The 20,442-nt window shown below is 74.7% G+C and carries 22 protein-coding genes; 13 read left to right on the top strand and 9 right to left on the bottom strand.

The window, feature by feature from the left end; translation table 11 throughout:
- The first annotated feature begins 78 nt into the window (after positions 1-78).
- Both ACFV04_RS04555 and ACFV04_RS04550 read left to right on the top strand, forming a co-directional pair.
- On the top strand, positions 79-345 hold the full coding sequence (locus ACFV04_RS04555; protein ID WP_360250552.1) for a GlsB/YeaQ/YmgE family stress response membrane protein: 267 nt from the start codon (positions 79-81) through the stop codon (positions 343-345).
- 238 nt (positions 346-583) lie between these two features.
- On the top strand, positions 584-850 hold the full coding sequence (locus ACFV04_RS04550; RefSeq protein WP_360250549.1) for a GlsB/YeaQ/YmgE family stress response membrane protein: 267 nt from the start codon (positions 584-586) through the stop codon (positions 848-850).
- On the opposite strand, the gene ACFV04_RS04545 is transcribed toward ACFV04_RS04550, so the two are convergent.
- The 6 genes from ACFV04_RS04545 to ACFV04_RS04520 form a co-directional block, all read right to left on the bottom strand.
- The gene (locus tag ACFV04_RS04545; protein WP_380526742.1) at positions 817-1,875 is read right to left on the bottom strand and encodes an ADP-ribosylglycohydrolase family protein; all 1,059 of its coding nucleotides are present in this window, start codon (positions 1,873-1,875) and stop codon (positions 817-819) included. The two genes, ACFV04_RS04550 and ACFV04_RS04545, sit on opposite strands and share 34 nt — an antisense overlap.
- Positions 1,876-1,985: 110 nt before the next feature.
- Positions 1,986-2,573 (bottom strand): TetR family transcriptional regulator, encoded by a 588-nt coding sequence (locus tag ACFV04_RS04540; RefSeq protein WP_380526740.1) that lies wholly within the window; start codon positions 2,571-2,573, stop codon positions 1,986-1,988.
- 151 nt (positions 2,574-2,724) lie between these two features.
- On the bottom strand, positions 2,725-3,738 hold the full coding sequence (locus ACFV04_RS04535; RefSeq protein WP_380526738.1) for an aldo/keto reductase: 1,014 nt from the start codon (positions 3,736-3,738) through the stop codon (positions 2,725-2,727).
- A 230-nt stretch (positions 3,739-3,968) separates the two neighbouring features.
- Positions 3,969-4,475 carry a (4Fe-4S)-binding protein gene (locus ACFV04_RS04530; protein ID WP_380526736.1) on the bottom strand — a complete coding sequence of 169 codons (507 nt, stop codon included), beginning with the start codon at positions 4,473-4,475 and terminating at the stop codon, positions 3,969-3,971.
- Positions 4,475-4,777: a GNAT family N-acetyltransferase gene (locus ACFV04_RS04525; RefSeq protein WP_380526734.1), complete on the bottom strand. Its 303-nt coding sequence runs from the start codon at positions 4,775-4,777 to the stop codon at positions 4,475-4,477. Before ACFV04_RS04525 ends, ACFV04_RS04530 begins: the two co-directional genes overlap by 1 nt.
- Positions 4,778-4,826: 49 nt before the next feature.
- A complete protein-coding gene (locus tag ACFV04_RS04520) occupies positions 4,827-5,804 on the bottom strand; it encodes a class I SAM-dependent methyltransferase (RefSeq protein ID WP_380526732.1) in 978 nt (325 codons plus the stop codon).
- Positions 5,805-6,188: 384 nt separating this feature from the next.
- Between ACFV04_RS04520 and ACFV04_RS04515 the strand changes: the two genes are divergently transcribed.
- The 8 genes from ACFV04_RS04515 to paaE all read left to right on the top strand — a co-directional run bounded on the left by ACFV04_RS04515 (position 6,189) and on the right by paaE (position 15,157).
- Positions 6,189-7,628, top strand: coding sequence for a histidine kinase (locus tag ACFV04_RS04515; protein WP_380526730.1), 1,440 nt, complete (start codon positions 6,189-6,191; stop codon positions 7,626-7,628).
- Positions 7,625-8,284, top strand: a complete 660-nt coding sequence (locus tag ACFV04_RS04510) for a response regulator (protein ID WP_380526728.1) — start codon at positions 7,625-7,627, stop codon at positions 8,282-8,284. The genes ACFV04_RS04515 and ACFV04_RS04510 overlap by 4 nt, the downstream gene beginning before the upstream one ends.
- Positions 8,285-9,359: 1,075 nt before the next feature.
- The gene (locus ACFV04_RS04505) at positions 9,360-10,619 is read left to right on the top strand and encodes a M20 family metallopeptidase (RefSeq protein ID WP_380526726.1); all 1,260 of its coding nucleotides are present in this window, start codon (positions 9,360-9,362) and stop codon (positions 10,617-10,619) included.
- A gap of 390 nt (positions 10,620-11,009) precedes the next feature.
- Positions 11,010-12,017 (top strand): 1,2-phenylacetyl-CoA epoxidase subunit PaaA, encoded by a 1,008-nt coding sequence (paaA, locus tag ACFV04_RS04500; protein ID WP_360250707.1) that lies wholly within the window; start codon positions 11,010-11,012, stop codon positions 12,015-12,017.
- An 8-nt stretch (positions 12,018-12,025) separates the two neighbouring features.
- The gene (paaB, locus tag ACFV04_RS04495; RefSeq protein ID WP_360250704.1) at positions 12,026-12,343 is read left to right on the top strand and encodes a 1,2-phenylacetyl-CoA epoxidase subunit PaaB; all 318 of its coding nucleotides are present in this window, start codon (positions 12,026-12,028) and stop codon (positions 12,341-12,343) included.
- A 13-nt stretch (positions 12,344-12,356) separates the two neighbouring features.
- On the top strand, positions 12,357-13,355 hold the full coding sequence (gene paaC, locus ACFV04_RS04490) for a 1,2-phenylacetyl-CoA epoxidase subunit PaaC (protein ID WP_380339947.1): 999 nt from the start codon (positions 12,357-12,359) through the stop codon (positions 13,353-13,355).
- A gap of 113 nt (positions 13,356-13,468) precedes the next feature.
- Complete coding sequence (paaD, locus tag ACFV04_RS04485) at positions 13,469-13,975, top strand: 1,2-phenylacetyl-CoA epoxidase subunit PaaD (RefSeq protein ID WP_380340278.1); 507 nt, start codon at positions 13,469-13,471, stop codon at positions 13,973-13,975.
- Positions 13,976-15,157 (top strand): 1,2-phenylacetyl-CoA epoxidase subunit PaaE, encoded by a 1,182-nt coding sequence (gene paaE, locus ACFV04_RS04480; protein WP_380526724.1) that lies wholly within the window; start codon positions 13,976-13,978, stop codon positions 15,155-15,157.
- 74 nt (positions 15,158-15,231) lie between these two features.
- On the opposite strand, the gene ACFV04_RS04475 is transcribed toward paaE, so the two are convergent.
- Together ACFV04_RS04475 and ACFV04_RS04470 are read right to left on the bottom strand one after the other, a co-directional pair.
- On the bottom strand, positions 15,232-16,317 hold the full coding sequence (locus tag ACFV04_RS04475; RefSeq protein ID WP_380526722.1) for an NAD(P)-binding domain-containing protein: 1,086 nt from the start codon (positions 16,315-16,317) through the stop codon (positions 15,232-15,234).
- A gap of 241 nt (positions 16,318-16,558) precedes the next feature.
- Positions 16,559-16,930, bottom strand: a complete 372-nt coding sequence (locus ACFV04_RS04470) for a YbjQ family protein (protein ID WP_360250510.1) — start codon at positions 16,928-16,930, stop codon at positions 16,559-16,561.
- Between the two features lie 124 nt (positions 16,931-17,054).
- Here ACFV04_RS04470 and ACFV04_RS04465 point away from each other — a divergent pair, with 124 nt between their 5' ends.
- The 3 genes from ACFV04_RS04465 (at position 17,055) to ACFV04_RS04455 (ending at position 19,490) form a co-directional block, all read left to right on the top strand.
- The gene (locus ACFV04_RS04465) at positions 17,055-17,984 is read left to right on the top strand and encodes a hypothetical protein (RefSeq protein WP_360250507.1); all 930 of its coding nucleotides are present in this window, start codon (positions 17,055-17,057) and stop codon (positions 17,982-17,984) included.
- A gap of 362 nt (positions 17,985-18,346) precedes the next feature.
- The gene (locus tag ACFV04_RS04460; RefSeq protein WP_380526719.1) at positions 18,347-18,658 is read left to right on the top strand and encodes a hypothetical protein; all 312 of its coding nucleotides are present in this window, start codon (positions 18,347-18,349) and stop codon (positions 18,656-18,658) included.
- A gap of 64 nt (positions 18,659-18,722) precedes the next feature.
- Complete coding sequence (locus tag ACFV04_RS04455; protein WP_380526717.1) at positions 18,723-19,490, top strand: aminoacyl-tRNA hydrolase; 768 nt, start codon at positions 18,723-18,725, stop codon at positions 19,488-19,490.
- A 177-nt stretch (positions 19,491-19,667) separates the two neighbouring features.
- On the opposite strand, the gene ACFV04_RS04450 is transcribed toward ACFV04_RS04455, so the two are convergent.
- Positions 19,668-20,417, bottom strand: a complete 750-nt coding sequence (locus ACFV04_RS04450; RefSeq protein ID WP_380526715.1) for a hypothetical protein — start codon at positions 20,415-20,417, stop codon at positions 19,668-19,670.
- Positions 20,418-20,442: the final 25 nt, after the last annotated feature.

Below are 20,442 nucleotides of genomic sequence, written 5' to 3'. Positions count from 1 at the left end.
GGCGGCGGGCGGCGGCGTCCTTCGGGGCAGAGCGGACGGAACGGGGCCGTCTCGTCGGTGGACAGGAAGGACGGACGGATGGGCATCGTCGCGTGGATCGTGCTGGGCCTGGTCGCGGGAGCGCTGGCCAAGCTGTTGCTGCCGGGCAAGGACCCGGGCGGCCTGATCGTGACCACTCTGATCGGCATCGCCGGGTCCTTCGTCGGCGGTTGGATCGCGTCGCACTTCATGCACCGGTCGATCAACGCGCACTTCTTCGACGGGGCGACCTGGGTGTCGGCGATCGGCGGCGCCCTGGTGCTGCTGATCGCCTACCGGCTGCTGTTCGGCAACTCGCGCCGCTAGGAGGAGCCGGAAGACGTCGCGAGGCGTCGCGAGGAGGCGGGCGGAGCTGCGAGACGCTGCGAGGAACTGCCCGGGACGCGAGGAACGGTGCGGATTCGCCGGCTCACGAGGCCGGCCGGGTGGCCGGTTCGCGTCGTTCCTCACGGGCGCCGGAAACCAAGCGGCGCCCTCCCGCGTCCTTCGGACCGGGCCCGGAGTCTCGACGGGACCGTCACGCCGATGACGCGAGGGGCGACTGATGAGCTGGATGGCGTGGATCGTGCTGGGCCTGGTGTCGGGGACCTTGGCCAGGATGGCGATGCCGGGCAAGGGCGAGCGGGGTCTGATCGGCACCACCCTGATCGGCATCACCGGCTCCTACGTCGGCACCTGGATCGTCTCGCACTGGATGCACGGGACGGTGAAGGTGAGCTTCCTCGACCTGACGACCTGGGTGTCGGCGATCGGCGGCGCGGTGGTGCTGCTGTTCCTCTACGGCGTGCTCGTCCGCATCGTCCGGCGCTGACCGGCCGGTGTGGCTGCCGCGGTCGGTGTGGCTGCCCCGGTCGGCCCGGCTGCCGCGGCCGGTGTGACTGCCGCGGCCGCTTCGTGCGCTCGGGCGTCCGAGCGTCGCCCGGTGTCCGCGGACACCTCCGCCACCCAGCCCGGCAGGTCCTCGCGGGCGTGCAGCCAGGCGGCCGGGACACCGGCGAGCCCGGTGCGGGCGGCGACCACCCCGGCGGCGATGGCGCAGGTGGTGTCCTGGTCGCCCCAGCCCTCCAGGGTGTGCCAGATCGCCCCGGGCAGCGAGTCCGGGTGCCCGGCGGCGGACCAGAGGGCGAACGGGACGGTGTCCGGGGCGGAGATCAGGGCCCCGGAGCCGAGCACGGTGGCGGCGTGCCGGACGCTGGTGCGCCCGGGCATCCGGGCAGCGACCCGCAGGCCGGACCGGACGTCGCTGTCGGGCAGCCGTCCGGCGATCTCGGTCAGCAACTCGGCCCGGCCGGGCGGGGTTTCGCCCCGGCTCCGGACGGCGAACGCGGCCGCGAGGGCCACCGCCACCGCGCCGACGACCGCCTCCGGGTGGAAGTGCGTGGTGAGCGCCTGCAGTTCGGCCTGCCGGACGACCTCGTCCAGGTCGTCGGCGAACCAGGCACCCAGCGGGGCGACCCGCATCGCGGCACCGTTCCCGTACGAGCCCTGGCCCTCGAACTGGCCCGCCGTGACGGTGCGCCAGTCACCGCCCGCCTCGATGCCGCGCAGTACCCGGTGCATCGACGGGCCGTACTTGCGGTCGTACTCGCGCGTGTACTCGGCGGCGAACTCCCCGGCCAACGTGTCCTGTCGGACCGCTCCGTGGACGGCCAGGTGACGGACCAGGACCAGGGCCATCGCGGTGTCGTCGGTCCAGTGCCAGGGCGCGGGGCGGGTCAGGCGCGCGGCCAGTGCGGCGGGCGCCTCGTCCACCGGGACCGAGAACCAGCGATCGCCGAAGGCGTCGCCGAGGGCGAGCCCCTGCAGGCTGTCCAGGACCGGTCCGGCCGCACGCATGTCATCCTCCGAGTGAGACCGACTGTGCGCGGCAGTCTGCCGGACGGCAGAGGCGCCGGCCACCGGGTTTCTGCCCGCCTGCCGGCGCCTCGACCGAGGGTGCGGGTGGCTCACCTGGCCGCGAGGCCGCCGAGGACGAGCTTCCACACGGCCTCGAAGCGGTCGTCCGCGCCCGGCGACGACCAGGTGGCCGCGTAGGCCGGGTCGTGGAACGGGGCGGTGGCGTCGAACACGGCGCGAGCCGTGTTCTGGACGTGGGCGAGCTTGAACTCCTTGGCGTCCACGCCGTCCTGGAAGATCTGCCCGATCTGCCGGACCAGGGTGTCGATGTGCGCGTCGACGGTGCCGCTGTTCTCGTCGACCAGCACCATGTAGGTGGCGAACAGCTCCGGGTCGTCGAGCGCCTTCTTCCGCTTGGCCGCGAACAGCGTCGTCAGCCAGCGGTGCAGCCGATCGCCGGCGGGGCCGCCCTCGGTGGAGATGGCCGCCAGCTGGTGGTGCGCCTGGTCGAGCCAGCGCTGGGTGACCGCCTCGCGCAGCGCCGCCTTGCTCGGGAAGTGGCGGTAGACGCTGCTGTGGCTGACGCCGAGGATCCGGGCGACGTCCACGACGGTGGCCTTGGCCGGGCCGAACCGCCGGAGGACGTCCTCCGCCGCGATCAGGATCTGCTCGGCGGTGAGTGTGGTGTCCGTGGTCACGGGGAGGTCCGTCCTTAGGGTCGTGCGGTCGGTCGGTTGGTGCTGCGGTGCTGCGGAGCTGCGGTGCTGTGGGGCTGAGGCGCTGTGGAGCTGAGGCGCCGTGGAGCTGAGGTGCCGGTGGAGCTGCGTGCGTGAGGAGAGCCCGGGAAGGTCAGCGCTCGCTGTCCAGACGGGCCATCTGCGCGGCAGCGTACCGGTCACCTGCGGCGGAGCCGGCCGGGACGGCGGCCTCGATGGCGGCGAGGTCGGCCCCGGTCAGGGTGACGTCGAGGGCGCCGAGGGCCTCGGTGAGGCGCTCCCGGCGGCGGGCGCCGACCAGCGGGACGACGTCCTGCCCCCGCGAGACCACCCAGGCGATGGCGACCTGGGCGACGCTCGCGCCCTTCTCGGCGGCGATCGCGCGCAGCTGCTCGACCAGTGCCAGGTTGTGCGTCAGGTTCTCGCCCTGGAAGCGCGGGCTATGGCTGCGGAAGTCGGTCCCGGCGAGGGCGCGCTCCGGGTTCCAGTGGCCGCTGAGCAGGCCGCGGGAGAGCACCCCGTACGCGGTGATGCCGATGCCGAGCTCGCGGGCGGCGGGGAGGACGGAGGCCTCGATCGAGCGGGTGAGCAGCGAGTACTCGATCTGCAGGTCGCTGATCGGGTGGACGGCGGCGGCGCGGCGCAAGGTCTCGGCACCGACCTCGGAGAGGCCGATGTGGCGTACGTAGCCGGCCTTCACCAGGTCGGCGATGGCACCGACGGTCTCCTCGATCGGGACCTCCGTGTCGAGGCGGGCCGGGCGGTAGACGTCGACGTAGTCGGTGCGCAGACGGCGCAGGGTGTAGGTGAGGGCGGTCTTGGTGGCGGCAGGGCTCGTGTCGTAGCCGAGCCACTGGCCGTCCGGGCTGCGCTGGGCGCCGAACTTCACGCTGATCTGCACGCTCTCGCGGTCGCGGTCGCGCAGCGCCTCGTGGATCAGCAGTTCGTTGTGGCCCATGCCGTAGAAGTCACCGGTGTCGAGCAGGGTGATCCCGGCGTCGAGGGCGGCATGGATGGTGGCGATGCTCTCGGCCTCGTCGGCCGGGCCGTACATGTCGGACATGCCCATGCAGCCGAGGCCGAGGGCCGAGGTGACGAGCCCGGTGGTGCCGAGCGGGCGCTGCGCGGGGCGGGTGTTCGAGGACATGGGTGACTCCGAGGTCCAAGGGGCGGGTGCGACGCCGGGCGGCGCGGGAGTGCGGCGGTGCCGTGGTGTGGCGGCTCGGCACTGACGGCGGGGCGCGGCGTCGCGGGCAGGGTGGCCCGGGTGTCACTATGCCACGACAGCGAACAGATTTCAAAATCTGTTCGCTGTCGTCTGTCATCTGTCATCTGAAAGTTGAAATCTGTCGGCTGTCATCTGTTGGTCGTCATCCGTCAGGTGTCGCGGCACGCTCCCGACCGGTCGCAGTACGGCTGCCCGCCGCTGAGCCCGCAGCCGCAGAGCATCGCCCGCGGGGTGTCCCGCACCTCGCCGTCCGTGCCCGTCACCCGCAGATCCCCGCGTACCAGCAGCCGTCCGTCCGCCGTCCGCAGCACCGTGGTCGGCCGGTCCGGCTCCTCAAGGCCGCCGTCGGCCCGCCGGTAGCGCAGCGCGCCGGTGGGGCAGCGCCGCACCACCTCGGCGACGGCCTCGGGCGCCGCCGCGTTCGGTGTGATCCACGGCCGCCGCCCGGTGTCGAACACCTCCGGCAGGCCGCGCACGCACTCGGCGGCGTGCCGGCAGACCCGGGCGTCGAAGCTGACGGCGATGCCCGCACCCTCGTAGGTGCGGGCGCCGCCGCCCCGGTCGCCCCGCCGGGCGCTCTCGTGGGCGCTCTCCCGGGCGCTCTCCCCGCCGTCGGCCGGTTCGCCTGCCGGTTCGCCGGTTGGTTCGTCGGCCATCAGTCGGCGACCCGGCTGCGGTTCTCGTACGCGAGGTCGGTGTACTCGGGGTGCCTGAGCATCCAGCCCTTGATGAACGTGCAGGTGGCCAGGACGGGCAGGTCGCGGGCGCGGGCGTCGTCCAGTGCCGCGCGGGCGAGCGCGCTGCCGATGCCCCGGCCCTCGAAGGCGGACTCGACCACGGTGTGCGGGTAGACCACCAGGTGGTCGCTGCGCAGGTACTCGGCGAAGCCCGCGAGCTCGTCGTCCACCCACGCTTCGAAGCGGTGCCGGTCTTCCACGTCGCGGACCGAGAGGGTCATCGCGGCTCCTCACTGCCGGAGAGTCGGAGCCGGGCCCGGCCCCGGTCCATCATCGAGCGGTGGGGGCCGCCCCGCCCGTCGGCTCGCTCGCGGCGCCGTCGGTTGCGGCGCTGTTGGTTGCGGCGCTGGTGGTTGAGGCGCTGGTGGTTGAGGTGCCTTCGGTCGCTGCGCCTTCGGTTGAGGTGCCGTCGGTCGTCGCGCCGTCGGTCGTCGCGCCGTCGGTCGCCGCGGCCCGGGCCGTCGCGCCGCGGGCGGTGACCGTTCCCCCGGGCGTCCTCCAGTCCTCGTGCCCGCCCGGGGAGCGGAGGAGGTGGGCGCGGGCGGGCGGGAGGTTGCGCCACACCGTGCGCCCGCCGAGCCCGTACGCCGCCTCGAACTGCCGCAGCAGTCGGACCACCGCCCGGTGACGGGCGCCCCGGCGGGGCCCCGAGGTGAGGGTGCGCGCCGTCGTGGTGCCGAGGTACCCGAAGTACGTCAGCTCGCCGCCGGGCGTCAGCAGCCGCAGGTAGAGGTCGAGGATCTCGCGCACCCGCGCGGGGTGAAAGTTGGTGAACGGCAGTCCGGACACGATCGCGTCATACCGTTCCCCGTGTTCCTCCGGTCCGGCTCCCGCTGCCGCCACCGCCGTCCGGCAGTGCGGCAGTTCCTCGACCCGGCAGCCGGAGATGCGCAGCCCGGTCCCCGGGTGGCGGGCGGCCAGCACCGGGTCCTCCCGCAGCCGGTCGGCGAACCGCGGGTTCGCCTCGACGACGTGCAACCGGTCGCCCGGGCGCAGCACCCGGACCAGGCGGCGGGTCACGACGCCGGTGCCGGCGCCGACCTCCAGCACCGAGATCGGACGGTTCGGACGGCTGAGGACCGGTACGACCAGGGCGTTCACCAGGTCCGGGCCGCTCGGGGCCAGCGCGCCGGTGTCGTGGAAGGTGCGCAGGGCCTCGGCGAGGAACAGCAGATGGTCCCCCGCGGAGGATGAACTCCGCTTCGGAGAGGTGGAGTCGGGGCGGCGCCCGAGCTGGTCGTTCGTCATGTCATCGACGCTAGGCAGGGCCGGACCGCCGCGGATCGGCCGGTCAGTGACGGGCGCCCCCGACGAAAGTCGAGGGTGCGGGTGGCCGGAGGACAGGGGCGGCTCGATGCCGGGCGCACCTGGCATCGAGCCCGAGTCCCGGGTCCGAGTCCCGAGTCCGAACCCCGAGTCCCGAGCCCCGGGCCCGAGTTCCTCGCCCCGGGTCGGGGACGGGCCGAAGCCCGATGCGGTGAAGAGGAGGAGAGAGGGCAGAAGGAGCACGAGGACCGGAGGGTGGGGGAAGCGGTGGAAGCGGGGGACTGGCGGCAGCAGGGCGGAGGAAGCCGCCGCCAGGAGGACCGTAGGCGGACGGAAGGCCTTCGGGCCGACGGGAGGAGGGGCCCGATGCGCAGGAGCCTGCTCGGCTGGTACGGCCCGGACCACCGGTCGTGGACCGACACGGTGCTGCTGCTCGGCCTGCTCGCCCTCGCCGCGGAGGAGGCCGTGGTGCAGTGGCTCCAGGCGGACGGTCCGCTGCGCGCACCGCGTACGGCCGTGGTCGCGCTGGCCTCGCTCTCGTTGTTCCTCGCCCGCCGCTACCCGGTCGCGTCCGCCGTCCTGCCGGTACTCACCGCCGGGGTGTTCGACCGGGCCTTCCCCGGGCTGTTCAGCGTCTTCCACCTCGCCTACCTCGGCCGGACCGGCCCGGCGGTGGCCGGGGGCGCGGTCATCGCGGTGGCCAGCGGGTCCGGCGCGGATTCGCCGGTCGGCTGGGCCGGTACCACCGGGGCCCAACTCCTCGTCCAGGCCGCCGCCTTGTCGGTCGGCCTGTGGCTGCATGGCAGGCGGGTGCTGATCCACACCCTGCACGAGCAGGTCGACGCGCTGCGCCGTGAACGCGAGCTGCGCGCCGAACAGGCCCGGGCCGCCGAACGCGCCCGGATCGCCCGGGAGATGCACGACGTGCTGGCCCACCGTCTCAGCCTGCTGGTGCTGCACGCCGGAGTGCTGCGGGACCAGGCCCGGGCCGGCACCGTCGCCGACGACCTGGACCGGCTCGGCCACCGGCTCGAACTGCTGCGCACCACCGCCGCCTGCTCGCTCGACGACCTGCGCGACGTCCTGGGAGTACTGCGCGCCGACCCGCCGGACAGGGCCGACGGCGGGGGCGAGCCGCTTGCGCCGGGCGGAGCCGGGTCCGCCCCGGCACCCGCCCTGCGTGACCTCGCCGAGCTCGTCGGGGAGGCGACCCAGGCGGGACAGCGGGTCGAACTGGCCCTCTCCGGGGACCCGGAGGCCGTCCCGACCACCCACCGGCTGGCCGTGCACCGCCTGGTCCAGGAGGCCTTGACCAACGCCCGCAAGCACGCGACGGCCGCGCCGGTCACCGTCCGGGTCGGCTACGGGGAGCCGGCGACCACGGTCGAGGTCCGCAACGGTCCGGCCGGGGCGCCGTCCGACGGTCGGGGCACGGGCGGCGGGTACGGCCTGGTGGGGCTGAGTGAACGGGTCGGCGCGCTCGGCGGTGACCTCGACGCGGGACCGGACGGCACCGGCGGCTTCCGGCTCTCCGCCCGGTTGCCCGGGCCGGGCCGCCCGCCGGGGACGGCGCCGGGCCGTCCGCGGCCGCCGATACGAGCCGAGGGGCCCGAGCTGTTCGAGGTGTCGGAGGTGTCCGAGGTGCCCGAGGTGCCCGAGCTGTCCGAGCTGTCCGAGCCACCTGCACTCCCCGGGCCGCCCGGGCCGCCGAAGCGGCACCCGACGCACCCGACGCACGCGACGCAACCGAGGCACCCGGAGCGGCGACCGAAGCCGCCGACGCAGCAGCCGGAGGAGACCGCATGATCCGCACGATGGTGGTCGACGACGACGCGCTGGTCCGGCTCGGACTGGTCGACCTGCTGGCCCAGGACCCGGCGCTGACCGTGGTGGCCGAGGCCGCCGACGGGTTCCAGGCCGTCGAGATCGCCGGCAGCCGACGGGTCGACGTTGCGCTGATGGACATCCGGATGCCCCGGCTCGACGGCATCGCCGCCACCCGTCGACTGCGTGAACTGCCCGACGCCCCGCGGGTCATCGCGCTCACCACCTTCGACCTGGACGAGTACGTGTACCAAGCGCTCGCCGCCGGGGCCGACGGCTTCCTGCTCAAGGACACCCCGCCCGCCGACATCGCCCGGGCCGTGCACGTCGTCGCGGGCGGCCAGGGGATGCTGCACCCGGCGGCCGCGCGACGCCTGATCGACCGGTACCACAGGGTCGGCGCGCCCCGGTCGGTCGCCGCCCGCGGCCGGGTCGCCGGACTCACCCCGCGCGAGACCGACGTGTTGCGCGAACTCGCCGACGGGCTCTCCAACGCGGAGATCGCGGGCGCCCTGGGGATGCGGGAGAGCACCGTCAAGGCGCACGTCAGCCGGATCCTGACCGGGCTCGGCGTCGGCAACCGCGTCCAGGCCGCGTTGCTGGCACGCGATGCCGGGCTGGTCGGGGACGGCCCCTGAGGGCGGCGGCCGGTCCGGTCCCGCGGTGGCGGTACCCGCGACGACGGCACGTGCGGTCGCGGAACGCCCGGTGGCGGTGGAGCCTTGGGCGGCTGCAGGGCCCCCGGGAGGCGGCGCTGCGTCCGGTGACGGCGCACGGCGGGCTCGTCGGGGCATCCCATCGGCCGGTGTTCACGCGGGTGTTCCCCGGACGTTCCCCCGGAGTCAGGCCCGGTGTCCGGTCGGGCTTCCCTGAGCCGTCGCGTGCTCCCGGTTCGTACCGCGGGCTGAGCCGCTGTCACCCATCCGGCGTGGAAATGCCGTGCCTTGGCGGTTTGCGCTGCCGAAGTCGGGCGGCGGGTCCATGGTGGAGATGGGCGCGATCCGGCGACCGCGCCCGCGCGCCGATCCAGGCCCGCGCGCCGTGCGCCCGTCGCCGTTCCCCGACGGGTGCCCGAGGTCGGGCCCGGTACCGGCACGCTGGGAGCAGGGCCACCTCGCAGGAAACCGAACGGTTCTTCTAGGCTCACATCTCGGCTTCCCTGCGGCGGTCAGGCCACTGCGCCCGCCGCCGGGAGGCCGCCGTCCACGGGGCTCCGGGCGGACCGGGGCCACCGGATCGAGCGAGGAGGACACACATGCCAAGCACGCCGCCCAGCCGTTCCACCGCACTTGGGCCAGACGGACCGTTCCGGAGGGCCGCCGATCATCCCGGCCGCACGGCGCGGTCCGGCCGGGCCTGGTACCCGGGCGGGAGCGGTCGGCCGTCCCGACCGCTGAATACCGGCGGCGGCCGCGGAGGCGCGCGTTGAGTCCCCAGATCGTCGGGTCGTCGGCCGCGCCGGGTGCCGCCGCGGAAACCGACCGGAACCCGTCCCCCGTCCCGGCGGCCGCCGACGGCGAAGCCCTCGCCGCAGTCACCGCGGCAGCCACCGCAGCCGTGGCGCCCGCTCCTTCGGTGTCGCCGCCCCCGTCGGCCCAGACCTCGCCCGCCAAGTCCTCACCCGCCCAGTCCTCACCCGCCCAGTCCTCACCCGCCCAGTCCTCGCCTGCCCAGTCCTCACCCGCCCCTATGTCGCCCGCCCAGACCTCGCCCGTGCCGACCCCGGCGGCCGGCACGAACCCCGGGCCGGCCGCCGCTTCCAGAACCACCGCCCCCGCCGGGAGCGCGCCGGTCACCGCGGCACTGCCCGGCCTGCCACAGGCACTCAGTGTCCGCGCCCGTACCCTCGCCGGCGCCGTCCGACGCCGCTGCGCCGACCTCGCCCGGATCGAGTCACCCAGTGGGGACGCCACCCGACTCGACGCCCTCGCCGAGGAGTTGGCGTCCGGCTTCCGGGCCACCGGCGCCACCGCCCGGCGCGAGCCCAGCCCGGCCGGAGACCACCTCGTCCTGGAGTGGGAGGGGCGGGACGAGTCCTTGCCGCACCTGCTGATCGTCGGCCACCACGACACCGTCTGGCCGGCGGGCACCCTGGCGGACTGGCCGGTCACCGAGGAGAACGGCCGGCTCACCGGGCCCGGCGTGGTCGACATGAAGGGCGGACTCGCCATCCTGGAGGGCGCGTTGGCCCTTCTCGCGGACCTCGGCGAGCGGCCGCACCGGACCGTGCGGCTGGTCGTGGTCTCCGACGAGGAGGTCGGCAGTCCGGACGGGCGGCGCCTGGTCGAGCGCCAACTGCGCGGCGCCGCCGCGGTGCTGGGGCTCGAACCGCCGCACCCCGACGGCCGGCTGAAGACCGCCCGGCGCGGCAGCACCCGGGTCCGGCTCACCGTGACCGGGCGCGAGGCGCACGCCGGCAACGACGCCCACGACGGGGTGTCGGCGGTCGACGAGCTGGTGGACCAGCTCGTGCTGGTCCGCGGCCTCGCGGGCCAGCCCGGTACGGAGCTCAACGCCGGCCGGATCAGCGGCGGTTCGCGGGCCAACGTGATCGCGGGCCGGGCCGAGGCCGAGCTCGGGCTGCGGTTCTCCACCGCCGAGGCGCAGCGCCGCACGCTCGACCACCTCGCCCGGCTCACCGCGCTGCGCCCGGGGGCCAGGGTGCGGACGGAGGTGCTGTCCAGCCGTCCGGCGTGGCCCGAGCGGACCGGCAACCCGTTGCTGCGGCACGTGCGTTCGCTCGCGGCGGTGCTCGGGCAGCAGCTGGACGGCGCCCCGGCCGGCGGGGCGGGGGACACCAACCTTCCGGGCTCGCGCGGGCTCCCGACCCTGGACGGGTTCGGTGCGGTCGGGGCCGGGGCGCACGCCCGGCACGAGCACATCCGGCTGGACCAGATCGCCCCCCGGATCGCGCTGCTGGCGGCGCTCCTCGCCGTACCGCTGCCGCGACTGCGGGACCGTGCGGAGGGCTGAGCGGGGGTGGTGCGCCGGTGACGGCCCGCCGCCCGAGCCGAGCCGGGCCGGCGGCGGGTAGCGAGTAGCGGCCGAGGGGGGCGGCTGACCACGGCTGCGGCTGCTGCGACTCACGGCCGGCCGCCGGCCGCAGCTCATGGCCGACCGCCGCCACGGCTCGCAGCCGACGGCTGCCGCAGCTCACCGGCAACGGCGAACAGATGACAGCCGACAGATGACAGATGACAGCTGACAGATTTCGAAATCTGTCAGCTGTTATCTGTTTCGTGCCTTGCCATCCCTCCGCCCCGCCGCGCAGAATGGTACCGACCGAACGGTCAGTCGGTTGGTGCCCGGGCCCCGGGCGGACCGGCGCGCAGGACACGAGAGGGGACCGTGGTGACAGCAGAGGTGGCCGAGCCGGTTCCCGCGCAGGCGCCGGAGGACCGGTTCGAGGCGGTCGTCGCCGCCGAGCAGCGGATCGAGCCCAGGGACTGGATGCCCGACGCCTACCGGGCGACCCTGATCCGGCAGATCGCCCAGCACGCCCACTCCGAGATCATCGGCATGCAGCCCGAGGGCAACTGGCTCACCCGGGCCCCCTCGCTGCGCCGCAAGGCCATCCTGCTCGCCAAGGCCCAGGACGAGGCCGGTCACGGCCTCTACCTCTACGCCGCCGCCGAGACCCTCGGGGTCGATCGCGCCGAGCTGACCGAGAAGCTGATCTCCGGCCGCCAGAAGTACTCCTCGATCTTCAACTACCCGACCCTCACCTTCGCCGACGTCGGTGTGATCGGCTGGCTGGTGGACGGCGCGGCGATCTGCAACCAGGTGCCGCTCTGCCGCTGCAGCTACGGCCCGTACGCCCGGGCGATGGTGCGGATCTGCAAGGAGGAGTCCTTCCACCAGCGGCAGGGCTACGAGCTCCTGATGACGCTGATGCGCGGCACCGAGGCCCAGCGCCGGATGGTCCAGGACGCCGTGGACCGCTGGTGGTGGCCGTCGCTGATGATGTTCGGCCCCTCGGACGCGGACTCGCCCAACACCGCCCGCTCGATGGCCTGGCGGATCAAGCGGCACAGCAACGACGAGCTGCGGCAGCGGTTCGTCGACATGAGCGTCCCGCAGGCCGAGCACCTGGGCGTGACCCTGCCCGACCCCGAGCTGCGCCGGAACGAGGAGCGTGGCGGCTGGGACTTCGGCGAGCCGGACTGGTCCGAGCTGAACCGGGTCATCCGCGGTCAGGGCCCGTGCAACGCAGAGCGGGTCGAACGCCGCCGCGCCGCCCACGAGGACGGCGCCTGGGTGCGCGAGGCGGCCGTCGCCTACGCCGCCAAGCGCGCTGCGGAGCAGTCCGCCGCGGCCGGGCCGCAGGCCCAGCACGTCCAGCACGCCACGGAACAGGAGAACGGAAAGTGACCGAGCCCATGGCCGAGTCCAAGGCGGTGCCCACGGCGGGGTCCAAGGCCGGCTGGCCGCTGTACGAGGTGTTCGTGCGCCCCCGGCGCGGCCTGAACCACGTGCACGTCGGCTCGCTGCACGCGGCCGACGACCGGATGGCCCTGCTCGCGGCCCGCGACCTCTACACCCGCCGCAACGAGGGCGTCAGCCTCTGGGTGGTCCGCTCGGACGCGATCACCGCCTCCACCCCGGACGAGCGCGACCCGTTCTTCGAGCCCAGCGGCGACAAGGTCTACCGCCACCCGACCTTCTACGACATCCCCGAGGATGTCCCGCACATCTGACGGGGGAACCGCCATGCAGGACCACACCGCCACGCAGGAGCACACCGCCTCCGGCCCCGACCACGGGGACCACCAGGACCACGCGGGCCGGCAGAGCCACGCGGGCCACGGGGACCACGGGGACCATGCGGGTCACGACGACCACGTCTACCTCAGCCTGGCCGAGGCTGCCCCCGGCCCCGAGGGCGAGGGCCGCTGGGCGTACGGGACGGGCTTCGCCGACCCGCTGCTCGGCGTCGACACCGCCCTGCCCGCCGGGACGGACGGCACGGACCTGGCCGCCTACTGCCAGATGCTCGGCGACGACGCCCTGATCCTGGCCCAGCGGCTGATCGAATGGTGCACCCGGGCGCCCGAGCTGGAGGAGGAGGTCGCCCTGGCGAACCTCGGCCTCGACCTGCTCGGCCAGTCCCGCCTGCTGCTGACCCGGGCCGGTCAGGCGGACGGCACCGGCCGCACCGAGGACGACCTGGCGTACTGGCGCGAGGAGCACGAGTTCCGCAACGTCCGGCTGGTGGAGACGCCGAACGGCGACTTCGCCTACTCGATCGCCCGGCTGCTGCTCTTCGCCACCGCGCGCGGCGCCCTGTACGAGGCGCTGAGCGCGCACCCCGACCCGGTGCTGGCGGCGGTCGCGGCGCGCGGGGTCAAGGAGCTGGCCTACCACCGCGAGTACGCCACCGCCTGGACGCTGCGCCTCGGCGACGGCACGCCCCACTCCGCCGAGCGGATGCAGGCCGGGCTGGACGCCGTGTGGCCGCTGCTGGAGGAACTGTTCACGGCGCACCCGGTGGAGCTGCGGGTGGGCGTCGACCCGGCGACCCTGCGCGAGCCGGTGCTGGGCGCGCTCGGGGCGGTCCTCGCCGAGGCCGGACTGACCGTGCCGGAGGTGCCGCCGTTGGCCACCGTCCTCGGCCGGGCCGGCCGCGACGGCGTGCACACCGAGGCCCTCGGTCCGCTGCTCGCCGAACTGCAGGTGGTGGCCCGCGCACACCCGGGGGCGACGTGGTGACCGGGCAGCTCGCCGCCGACGCGGTGACCGGAACCGCGGGCGTCGCCGCCGCGGACACCGCCCGCGAGCCGGCCCGGGCGGTCGCCGGGGCCGTCCCGGACCCGGAGCTGCCCATGCTCACCCTGGCGGACCTGGGCGTCCTGGCCGGGGTCGAGGTGGACGGCGGCACCGGTGCGGTCACCGCCTGGCTGACCCCGACCTACTCGGGCTGCCCCGCGGTCGCCGAGATGGCCGCCGACGTGGACCGCCGGCTGCGTGCGGCCGGGTACCCGGACGTCCGGGTGCGGCTGCGGCTGGACCCGCCGTGGTCCACCGACCTGATCACCGCCGAGGGCCGCCGAAAGCTCGCCGAGGCAGGCATCGCCCCGCCGCGCCCGACCTCCGCCGTCCGCGCGGCCGGACCGGTCCCGCTCGCCCTCGGCCCGACCCGCGCCGGAGCCGCGACCGGTACCGCGACCGGAGCTGCGGCCCGGGCCGCCACCGGCGCGGCACCCGTGCCGTGCCCGCAGTGCGGCAGCCCGGAGACGGAGGAGCTGTCCCGCTTCGGCTCCACCGCCTGCAAGGCGCTCTGGCGCTGCCGCGCCTGCCGGGAGCCCTTCGAACGCGTCAAGGAGATCTGAATGCCCGCCGCCTCGCCCGCCGCCGCTTCGCCTTCCGCCGCCGTCGCGGACGCCGCCTCGCCCGCCGCCGGCACCCGGGCGACCGGCATCCGCCCGGCCCGCCGCCCCACCTTCCACGGGATGCGGATCGACCGGGTGGAGCGGCTCTGCGACGACGCCGTCGCGGTGACCTTCGCGGTGCCCGACGAGCTGGCGGAGGAGTTCGCCTTCCGCCCCGGGCAGACCCTGACGCTGCGCAAGCTGGTGGACGGCGTGGACGAGCGCCGCTCGTACTCGATCTGCGCCCCCGTCGGCGGCCCGCTGCGGATCGCCGTCCGCGAGGTGCCGGGCGGGCTGTTCTCGCGCTGGCTGGTGCGTGAGGCGCGGCCCGGCGAGGAGGTGGAGGTCCTGACGCCGTCGGGCCTCTTCACCCCGGAACTCGGCGTCCCCGCCGATCACGTGCTGCTCGCGGCCGGCTCCGGCATCACCCCGATGCTGTCGATCGCCGGCTCCGTGCTGGCCGCCGACCGCCGCTCGACCGTCACCCTGCTCTACGGCAACCGCCGCAGCGACACCGTGATGTTCGCCGACGAGCTGGCCGACCTGAAGGACCGCTACCTCGGCCGCTTCCAGCTGGTCCACGTGCTCTCCCGGGAGACCAGGGACGCCGAACTGCTCAGCGGCCGCCTGGACCCGGAGCGGGTGCGGGCACTGCTGGCGGCACTGGTGGACGTCGGGAACGTCGGCCACTGGTGGCTGTGCGGCCCGTTCGGCATGGTCACGGGAGCGAAGGACCTGCTCGCCGAACTGGGCGTGCCGGGCGAGCGGGTGCACCAGGAGCTGTTCCACGCCGAGGACGAGCCGCTGCCGGAGCGCGACGAGGACTGGGACCGGACGGACGCCTCGTCGGACGGCGGGACCGGCGCGCACAGCGAGGTCACCGTCGTGCTCGACGGCCGCGGCAGCACCCTCACCCTCCCGTGCGACCGCTCGATCCTGGACGGCGCGCAGCGCTCCCGCCCCGACCTGCCGTTCGCCTGCAAGGGCGGCGTCTGCGGCACCTGCCGCGCCCTGGTCACCGAGGGCGAGGTGGAGATGCGCCGCAACTTCGCCCTGGAGGAGAAGGAACTGGCCGCGGGCTACGTCCTCACCTGCCAGGCCCGTCCGGTCACCGACCGGGTGACGGTCGACTACGACCGCTGAGCCGCGGCGGCCGGGCTGCGCGGTCCACCGCGCGGCCGGTGGCCGGCCACCGGAGGGCGGCCACCGGAGGGCGGTCAGACCGCCGCCGGGGCGGCCTGCTGCGCCGGCTCGCCGAGCAGCTTGACCAGGTCGTTGACGGCCGCGCGCCCGGCCCGGTTCGCGCCGACCGTGCTGGCGGACGGGCCGTAGCCGACCAGGTGCACGCGCGGATCGGCGGTGGCGCGGGTGCCGGTGAGCGCGATGCCGCCGCCGGGGGAGCGCAGACCGAGCGGGGCCAGGTGGCCGACCTCGGGCCGGAATCCGGTCGCCCAGACGATCGCGTCCACCGCCGACTCCTCGTCGCCCCAAGCGACCCCGTGCTCGGTGAGACGGTCGAACACGGGCCGGCGGTGCAGCGCGCCCAGCTCCTCGGCGCGTCGGTAGGCCACGGACGGGCCGAGTCCCGTCACGCTCACCACACTGCGCACCGGCAGGCCCTGCCGGACCCGCTCCTCGACCTCGGCCACCACCGCGCGTCCGTACTCGGGGGTGAACGGCCCGTCGTGGTAGACGGGTTCGGATCGGGTCACCCAGACCGTCTCGCCGACCGCCGCCACCTCGGACAGCACCTGGATCGCCGAGGCGCCGCCGCCCACCACCAGGACGCGCTTGCCCGCGAACTCCTCCGGGCCGCGGTAGTCGGCGTAGTGCAGCTGGCGGCCGGCGAAGTGGCCCGGGTAGTGCGGGAGGAACGGGCGGGTCCAGGTGCCGGTGGCGTTGATCAGCGCGCGGGTCGACCAGGTGCCGCGGTCGGTCTCCACCAGCAGTCGCGAGTCCGGGCGCTCGGACTCGGCACGCACGGCGCGCACCGCGACCGGGCGTACGACCGGGAGCGCGTGCCGGGCCTCGTACGCCGCGAAGTACCCCGGCACCACCTCGCGCGCGGGGGCCTCGGGGTCGACCGGCGGGAGCTCGGCGTCCGGGAGGTCGTGGAAGCCGTGCACGGTGGCCATCCGCAGCGACGGCGAGCGGTGCGCCCAGGCGCCGCCGGGGGCGGCGTCGGCGTCGAGCACGACGAAGCCGCCGTCGGCGCCCGCCCGGTGCGGGGCGAAGCCGCGGCGGCGCAGGTGGTAGGCGGCGGACAGGCCGGCCTGCCCGGCGCCCACCACCAGGACGTCCACGCGCTGCGGCGCGGCGTTCGTCGCACCGTCGGCGGTCGCACGGGCCTGCGTTGCACGGTCCTGCGTTGCACGGGCCTGCGTTGTACCGACGTTCGTTGCACCGTAAACAGTCACGGCCGTGAAACATTCGGGGTGCGGCGACTGTTCCCGCCGGTTCCGCCGCCTCCTCGATCCGGGCGGAGGGCGCGGGGGTGGCGCACGGGGGGGGGGCTGCGGGTGGTGGGCGGTGGGTGGTGGGTGCTCAGGCGATCGGAGAGATCACCGCGGCGGTGCCGTAGGCGCAGACCTCGGTGCCGACGTCGGCCGCCTCCGTGACGTCGAAGCGCATCATCAGGACAGCATTGCCGCCGCGCGCCTTGGCCTGCTCGACCAGCCGCTGCATCGCCTCGTTGCGGCTCTCGACCAGGGTCTTCGTCAGACCGCGCAGCTCACCGCCGATCAGGGACTTCAGGCCGGCACCGATCTGGCTGCCGATGTGGCGGCTGCGGACGGTCAGTCCGAAGACCTCGCCGATCACGCGGTCGACCCGGAATCCGGGGATGTCATTGGTGGTCACGACCAGGACGTCGGCGTTCGGGCCCTGCCCGCCGCCGTACTCGTTGATGTCAGCCATGGGACCCATCCTGCCCATGTGAGGCGTCCGAGTGACAGAGGCCGGACCGGGTCGTGGCCGAGAAGGCTTCCGGAAGCTGGTCCGGACCGGTGATCGGGCGGCCGAAAAGCCGTACCGTAGCCCCATGGGCGAGCGAAGCGATCATCCACAGGGGCCGGGCGCGGCGGAGGACTCCGGCGCGCAGGAGATCGAGGCGACGGTGGTGCTGGGCCTGCGGATCACCGACTGGCCGGCCCTGCGCGCGGCCGCGATCAGGGCCGTCGAGGAGCTGGACTTCGAGGGCATCGACCCGGCGGGCCAGCGCCGTGAACTGCTGCGCGAGGTCGCCGAGGACGCCAACGCGGCACTCGGCGCGCTGCTGCACCCGGACCGGCTGGTGGCCGCCATCCCCGGGATCGAGGCGGTCGGCGGCACGCTGGAGATCAGCGTGACCGAGGACTTCTCACCGGACTTCGCCGAGCTGTTCCCGCTGGAGAGCGAGGACGAGGACGGCGGCGCGGGCGCGGACTGGACGCTCACCCCGCGCACCGCCTGCCTGCTCCACGCCCAGCTGCTCGGCCTGGCCGACGCCGCCTACGACGACCTCGACGAGCACGGGGACGAGCCGGTCGCCGACGGGGACGACACCGACTGGACGGTCTTCGGCCGACTGCCCCAGCGCACCTGGCGAATGCACCGTGGCTGGCGGCGCGCGATGGCCCGGGCCTTCGACGACCTGGCCGACGACCTCGCGCTCGGCGAGTGGCCGCTGCCGCGCTGCCTGGCCGACGACCTCGCGCTGCGGATGGCGCTGGTGGACGCCCGGGCGCTGCTCGGCGCGCAGCCCGAGTCGGTGGCGGACATGATGGGCGACCTTCCGGCCGACCTCTATGACTACGACTGGGAAGGCTGCAACGACGAGCTGTTCGGCGTCTACGGGCCGGACGACGGCGACCCGGAACTGGGCTCGGAGCAGCGGACGGAGATGCTGCTGGCGGCCACGCACCCGGAGGGCTGGTTCCTGATGTACGAGGACGCGGAGGAGCGTGACCCGCAGCGCGGCTACCGGCGCTGACCGGGCGTCGGACCCGGCGGGAACGAGCAGCCCGGAACCGACCGACCGACCGACCGGCCGACCGGAGCCGGCCGACGGGCCGGCCGACGGGCCGGCCGACGGGCCGGCCGGGACGGCCCGGCGGACGGGCGGTCAGGCTGCGGACATGTCCGATGTGCCTGGAACGCGCGATGTGTCCCCGACAGGTTCCGGTCGGACGGACGGACCCCCGGCGGCCGACGGGAACGAGCCCGCGCTGGACCGGATCGCGCTCGGACTGGACAGCGTGCGGGCCGCGCAGCGCGGACGCACGGCCGAGGCACGGGCCGGCTTTCGAGGCGCTCTGGGAGGAACCGGGGGAGCAGTACGTCTTCCACCGCTGCGTGCCGGCGCACCACCTGGCCGATCTGCAGGACGACCCGCGGGCCGAGCCGGAGTGGGACCGGCGGGCCCTCGCCGCCGCCGACTCGCTGACCGCCGAGCGCGCCCGGACCTACGAGCCGGCCCGCCAGGTGCGCGCCTTCCACCCGTCGTTGCACCTCAACCTGGCCTCGGACCACCTCAAGCCCGGCGAGCCCGACCTCGCGCGCGAGCAGCTCGAACGGGCCGTGCGCACCCTGGACGTGCTGCCCGAGGACGCCTGCGGCGCGGGGATCCGGGCAGCCGTGGACGAGCTGCGCCAACGGCTGCGCTGACCGGGTGGGGCGGGACGAACGGGGCGGGCCGAGCGGGGTGGGGCGGGGCTGGCATGCTGGACGGGTGACTTCTCCGTTCGACGCCCCGGCCCCCGTTTCTCCGTCCACCTCGTCCGCTGCGCCGTCCCCGGTTGACCCGGACTCCGGTGACTCCCCGGCCCTGGAGGGCCGCGACGCGCGGCCGCAGTACGTGCTGCCGCTGGTCGTCCGGATGGAGCGGGCCACCCCGCCGGGTCGGACGGACGCGCTGGAGACCTCGGCCCGGGCGGTGCTCACGCTGCTGTCCGACCCGCGGGTGACCGAGGAGGACGGCGAGTGGGCCGAGCGGGTCGTGGCCTGGGAGGACGCCCGGATCCGCAAGGTGGTCCGGCGGGCCCGGGGCGGGGAGTGGCGGCGGGCGGGCGAGCTGCCGGGCGTCACGGTGCGGGGGCGGGAGGCTGAGGTACGGGTGTTCCCGCCGGTCCCGCTGGACGGTTGGCCCAAGGAGCTGGCCAAGCTTCAGGTCTCCGGGACGGACTTGGAGGAGACGGCCGAGGTCGGCGCGCCCGGGTCCGGGGTGCCGGTGCTGTGGCTCAACCCGGAGCTCGAGATGAGCGCAGGCAAGACGATGGCGCAGACCGGGCACGCCGCCCAGCTCGCCTGGTGGCGGCTGGACGAGGCGCAGCGCAAGGAGTGGGCGGAGTCCGGCTTCGCGCTCGCGGTGCGGACGGCCGCACCGGGGGCGTGGGAGGAGCTGGTCCGCAGCGGACTGCCGGTGGTCCAGGACGCCGGATTCACCGAGATCGCCCCGGGCAGCTGCACGGTGATCGCGGAGCACCCGGCGTTGCGCTGAGGGCCGGTGCCGAGGGCCGATGTTGAGGACCGGTGCCGAGGTCGGAGGGTCGGTGGCGGCGGGCGAGCGGCGGTGGACGAGCGACGGCGAACAGATGACAGCGAACAGATGACAGATGACAGATGTCGAAATCTGAAATCTGTCATCTGTTCTCCGGCGCCACGTCCCCGTCCGCTGCTACGAACCGGAGGCTTCGTACCGCCGCATCGCGCGGAGGCCGCCGTAGGACGCCAGGGCCGTCCAGAGCGCCATGATCAGCAGTCCGGTCCAGTGTCCGTAGTGGACGCCCGGCTCGGGCTGGGTGCGCATCGCGTGGAGGCCGGCCCGGTCGGGCAGGAACTGGCCGACCTCGCGGACGCCGGGGATGGCCGCGAGCCAGGTGGTGCCGAGGAACACCATCGGGGTGAGCAGTCCGAGTGCGGCGCTGAGGTTGCCCAGCATCGTGGTCAGCCCGAGGCAGATCAGCACCATCATCGGGTGGTAGAGCACGCCGGCCAGGAAGCTGCGGCTCAGGCCGGGGGTGGAGAGGTCCACGCCGCCGACGACGGCCACGGCCAGGAACGACCCCGCCGTGGAGGCCAGCCCGAGCAGCAGGCCCAGTCCGCCGCCGAGCACGAGCTTGGCGCCGTACAGCCGGCCGCGGCGGGGGACGGCGGTGAGCGAACCGCCGATCATCCGGGTGTTGAACTCCTGCCCGATCAGCAGGACTCCGAAGCAGGCCACGGCGACGTGGCCGAACAGCAGCCCGTAGTAGATCCCGCCGGCCGGGTCCTCGCCGGGGGTGTGGTCCTTGGCTCCGTAAGCGGCGTTGACCGCGGCGGTGATGCCGACGGTCAGCACCAGGGCGGTCAGCGGTGCCGCCCATTGCGAGGGCAGCGTGGTGAACTTGATCCGTTCGGCCCGCAGGGCGCCGATGAGCGTACTCATACTCTCTCCCATCTCCCTTTCCCCC

The sequence above is a fragment of the Kitasatospora sp. NPDC059599 genome (genome assembly GCF_042735125.1).
Classification (GTDB): Bacteria; Actinomycetota; Actinomycetes; order Streptomycetales; family Streptomycetaceae; genus Kitasatospora.
The sequence above is the reverse complement of the archived record's forward strand: the minus strand, read 5'-3'. Positions and strand labels throughout refer to the sequence as shown.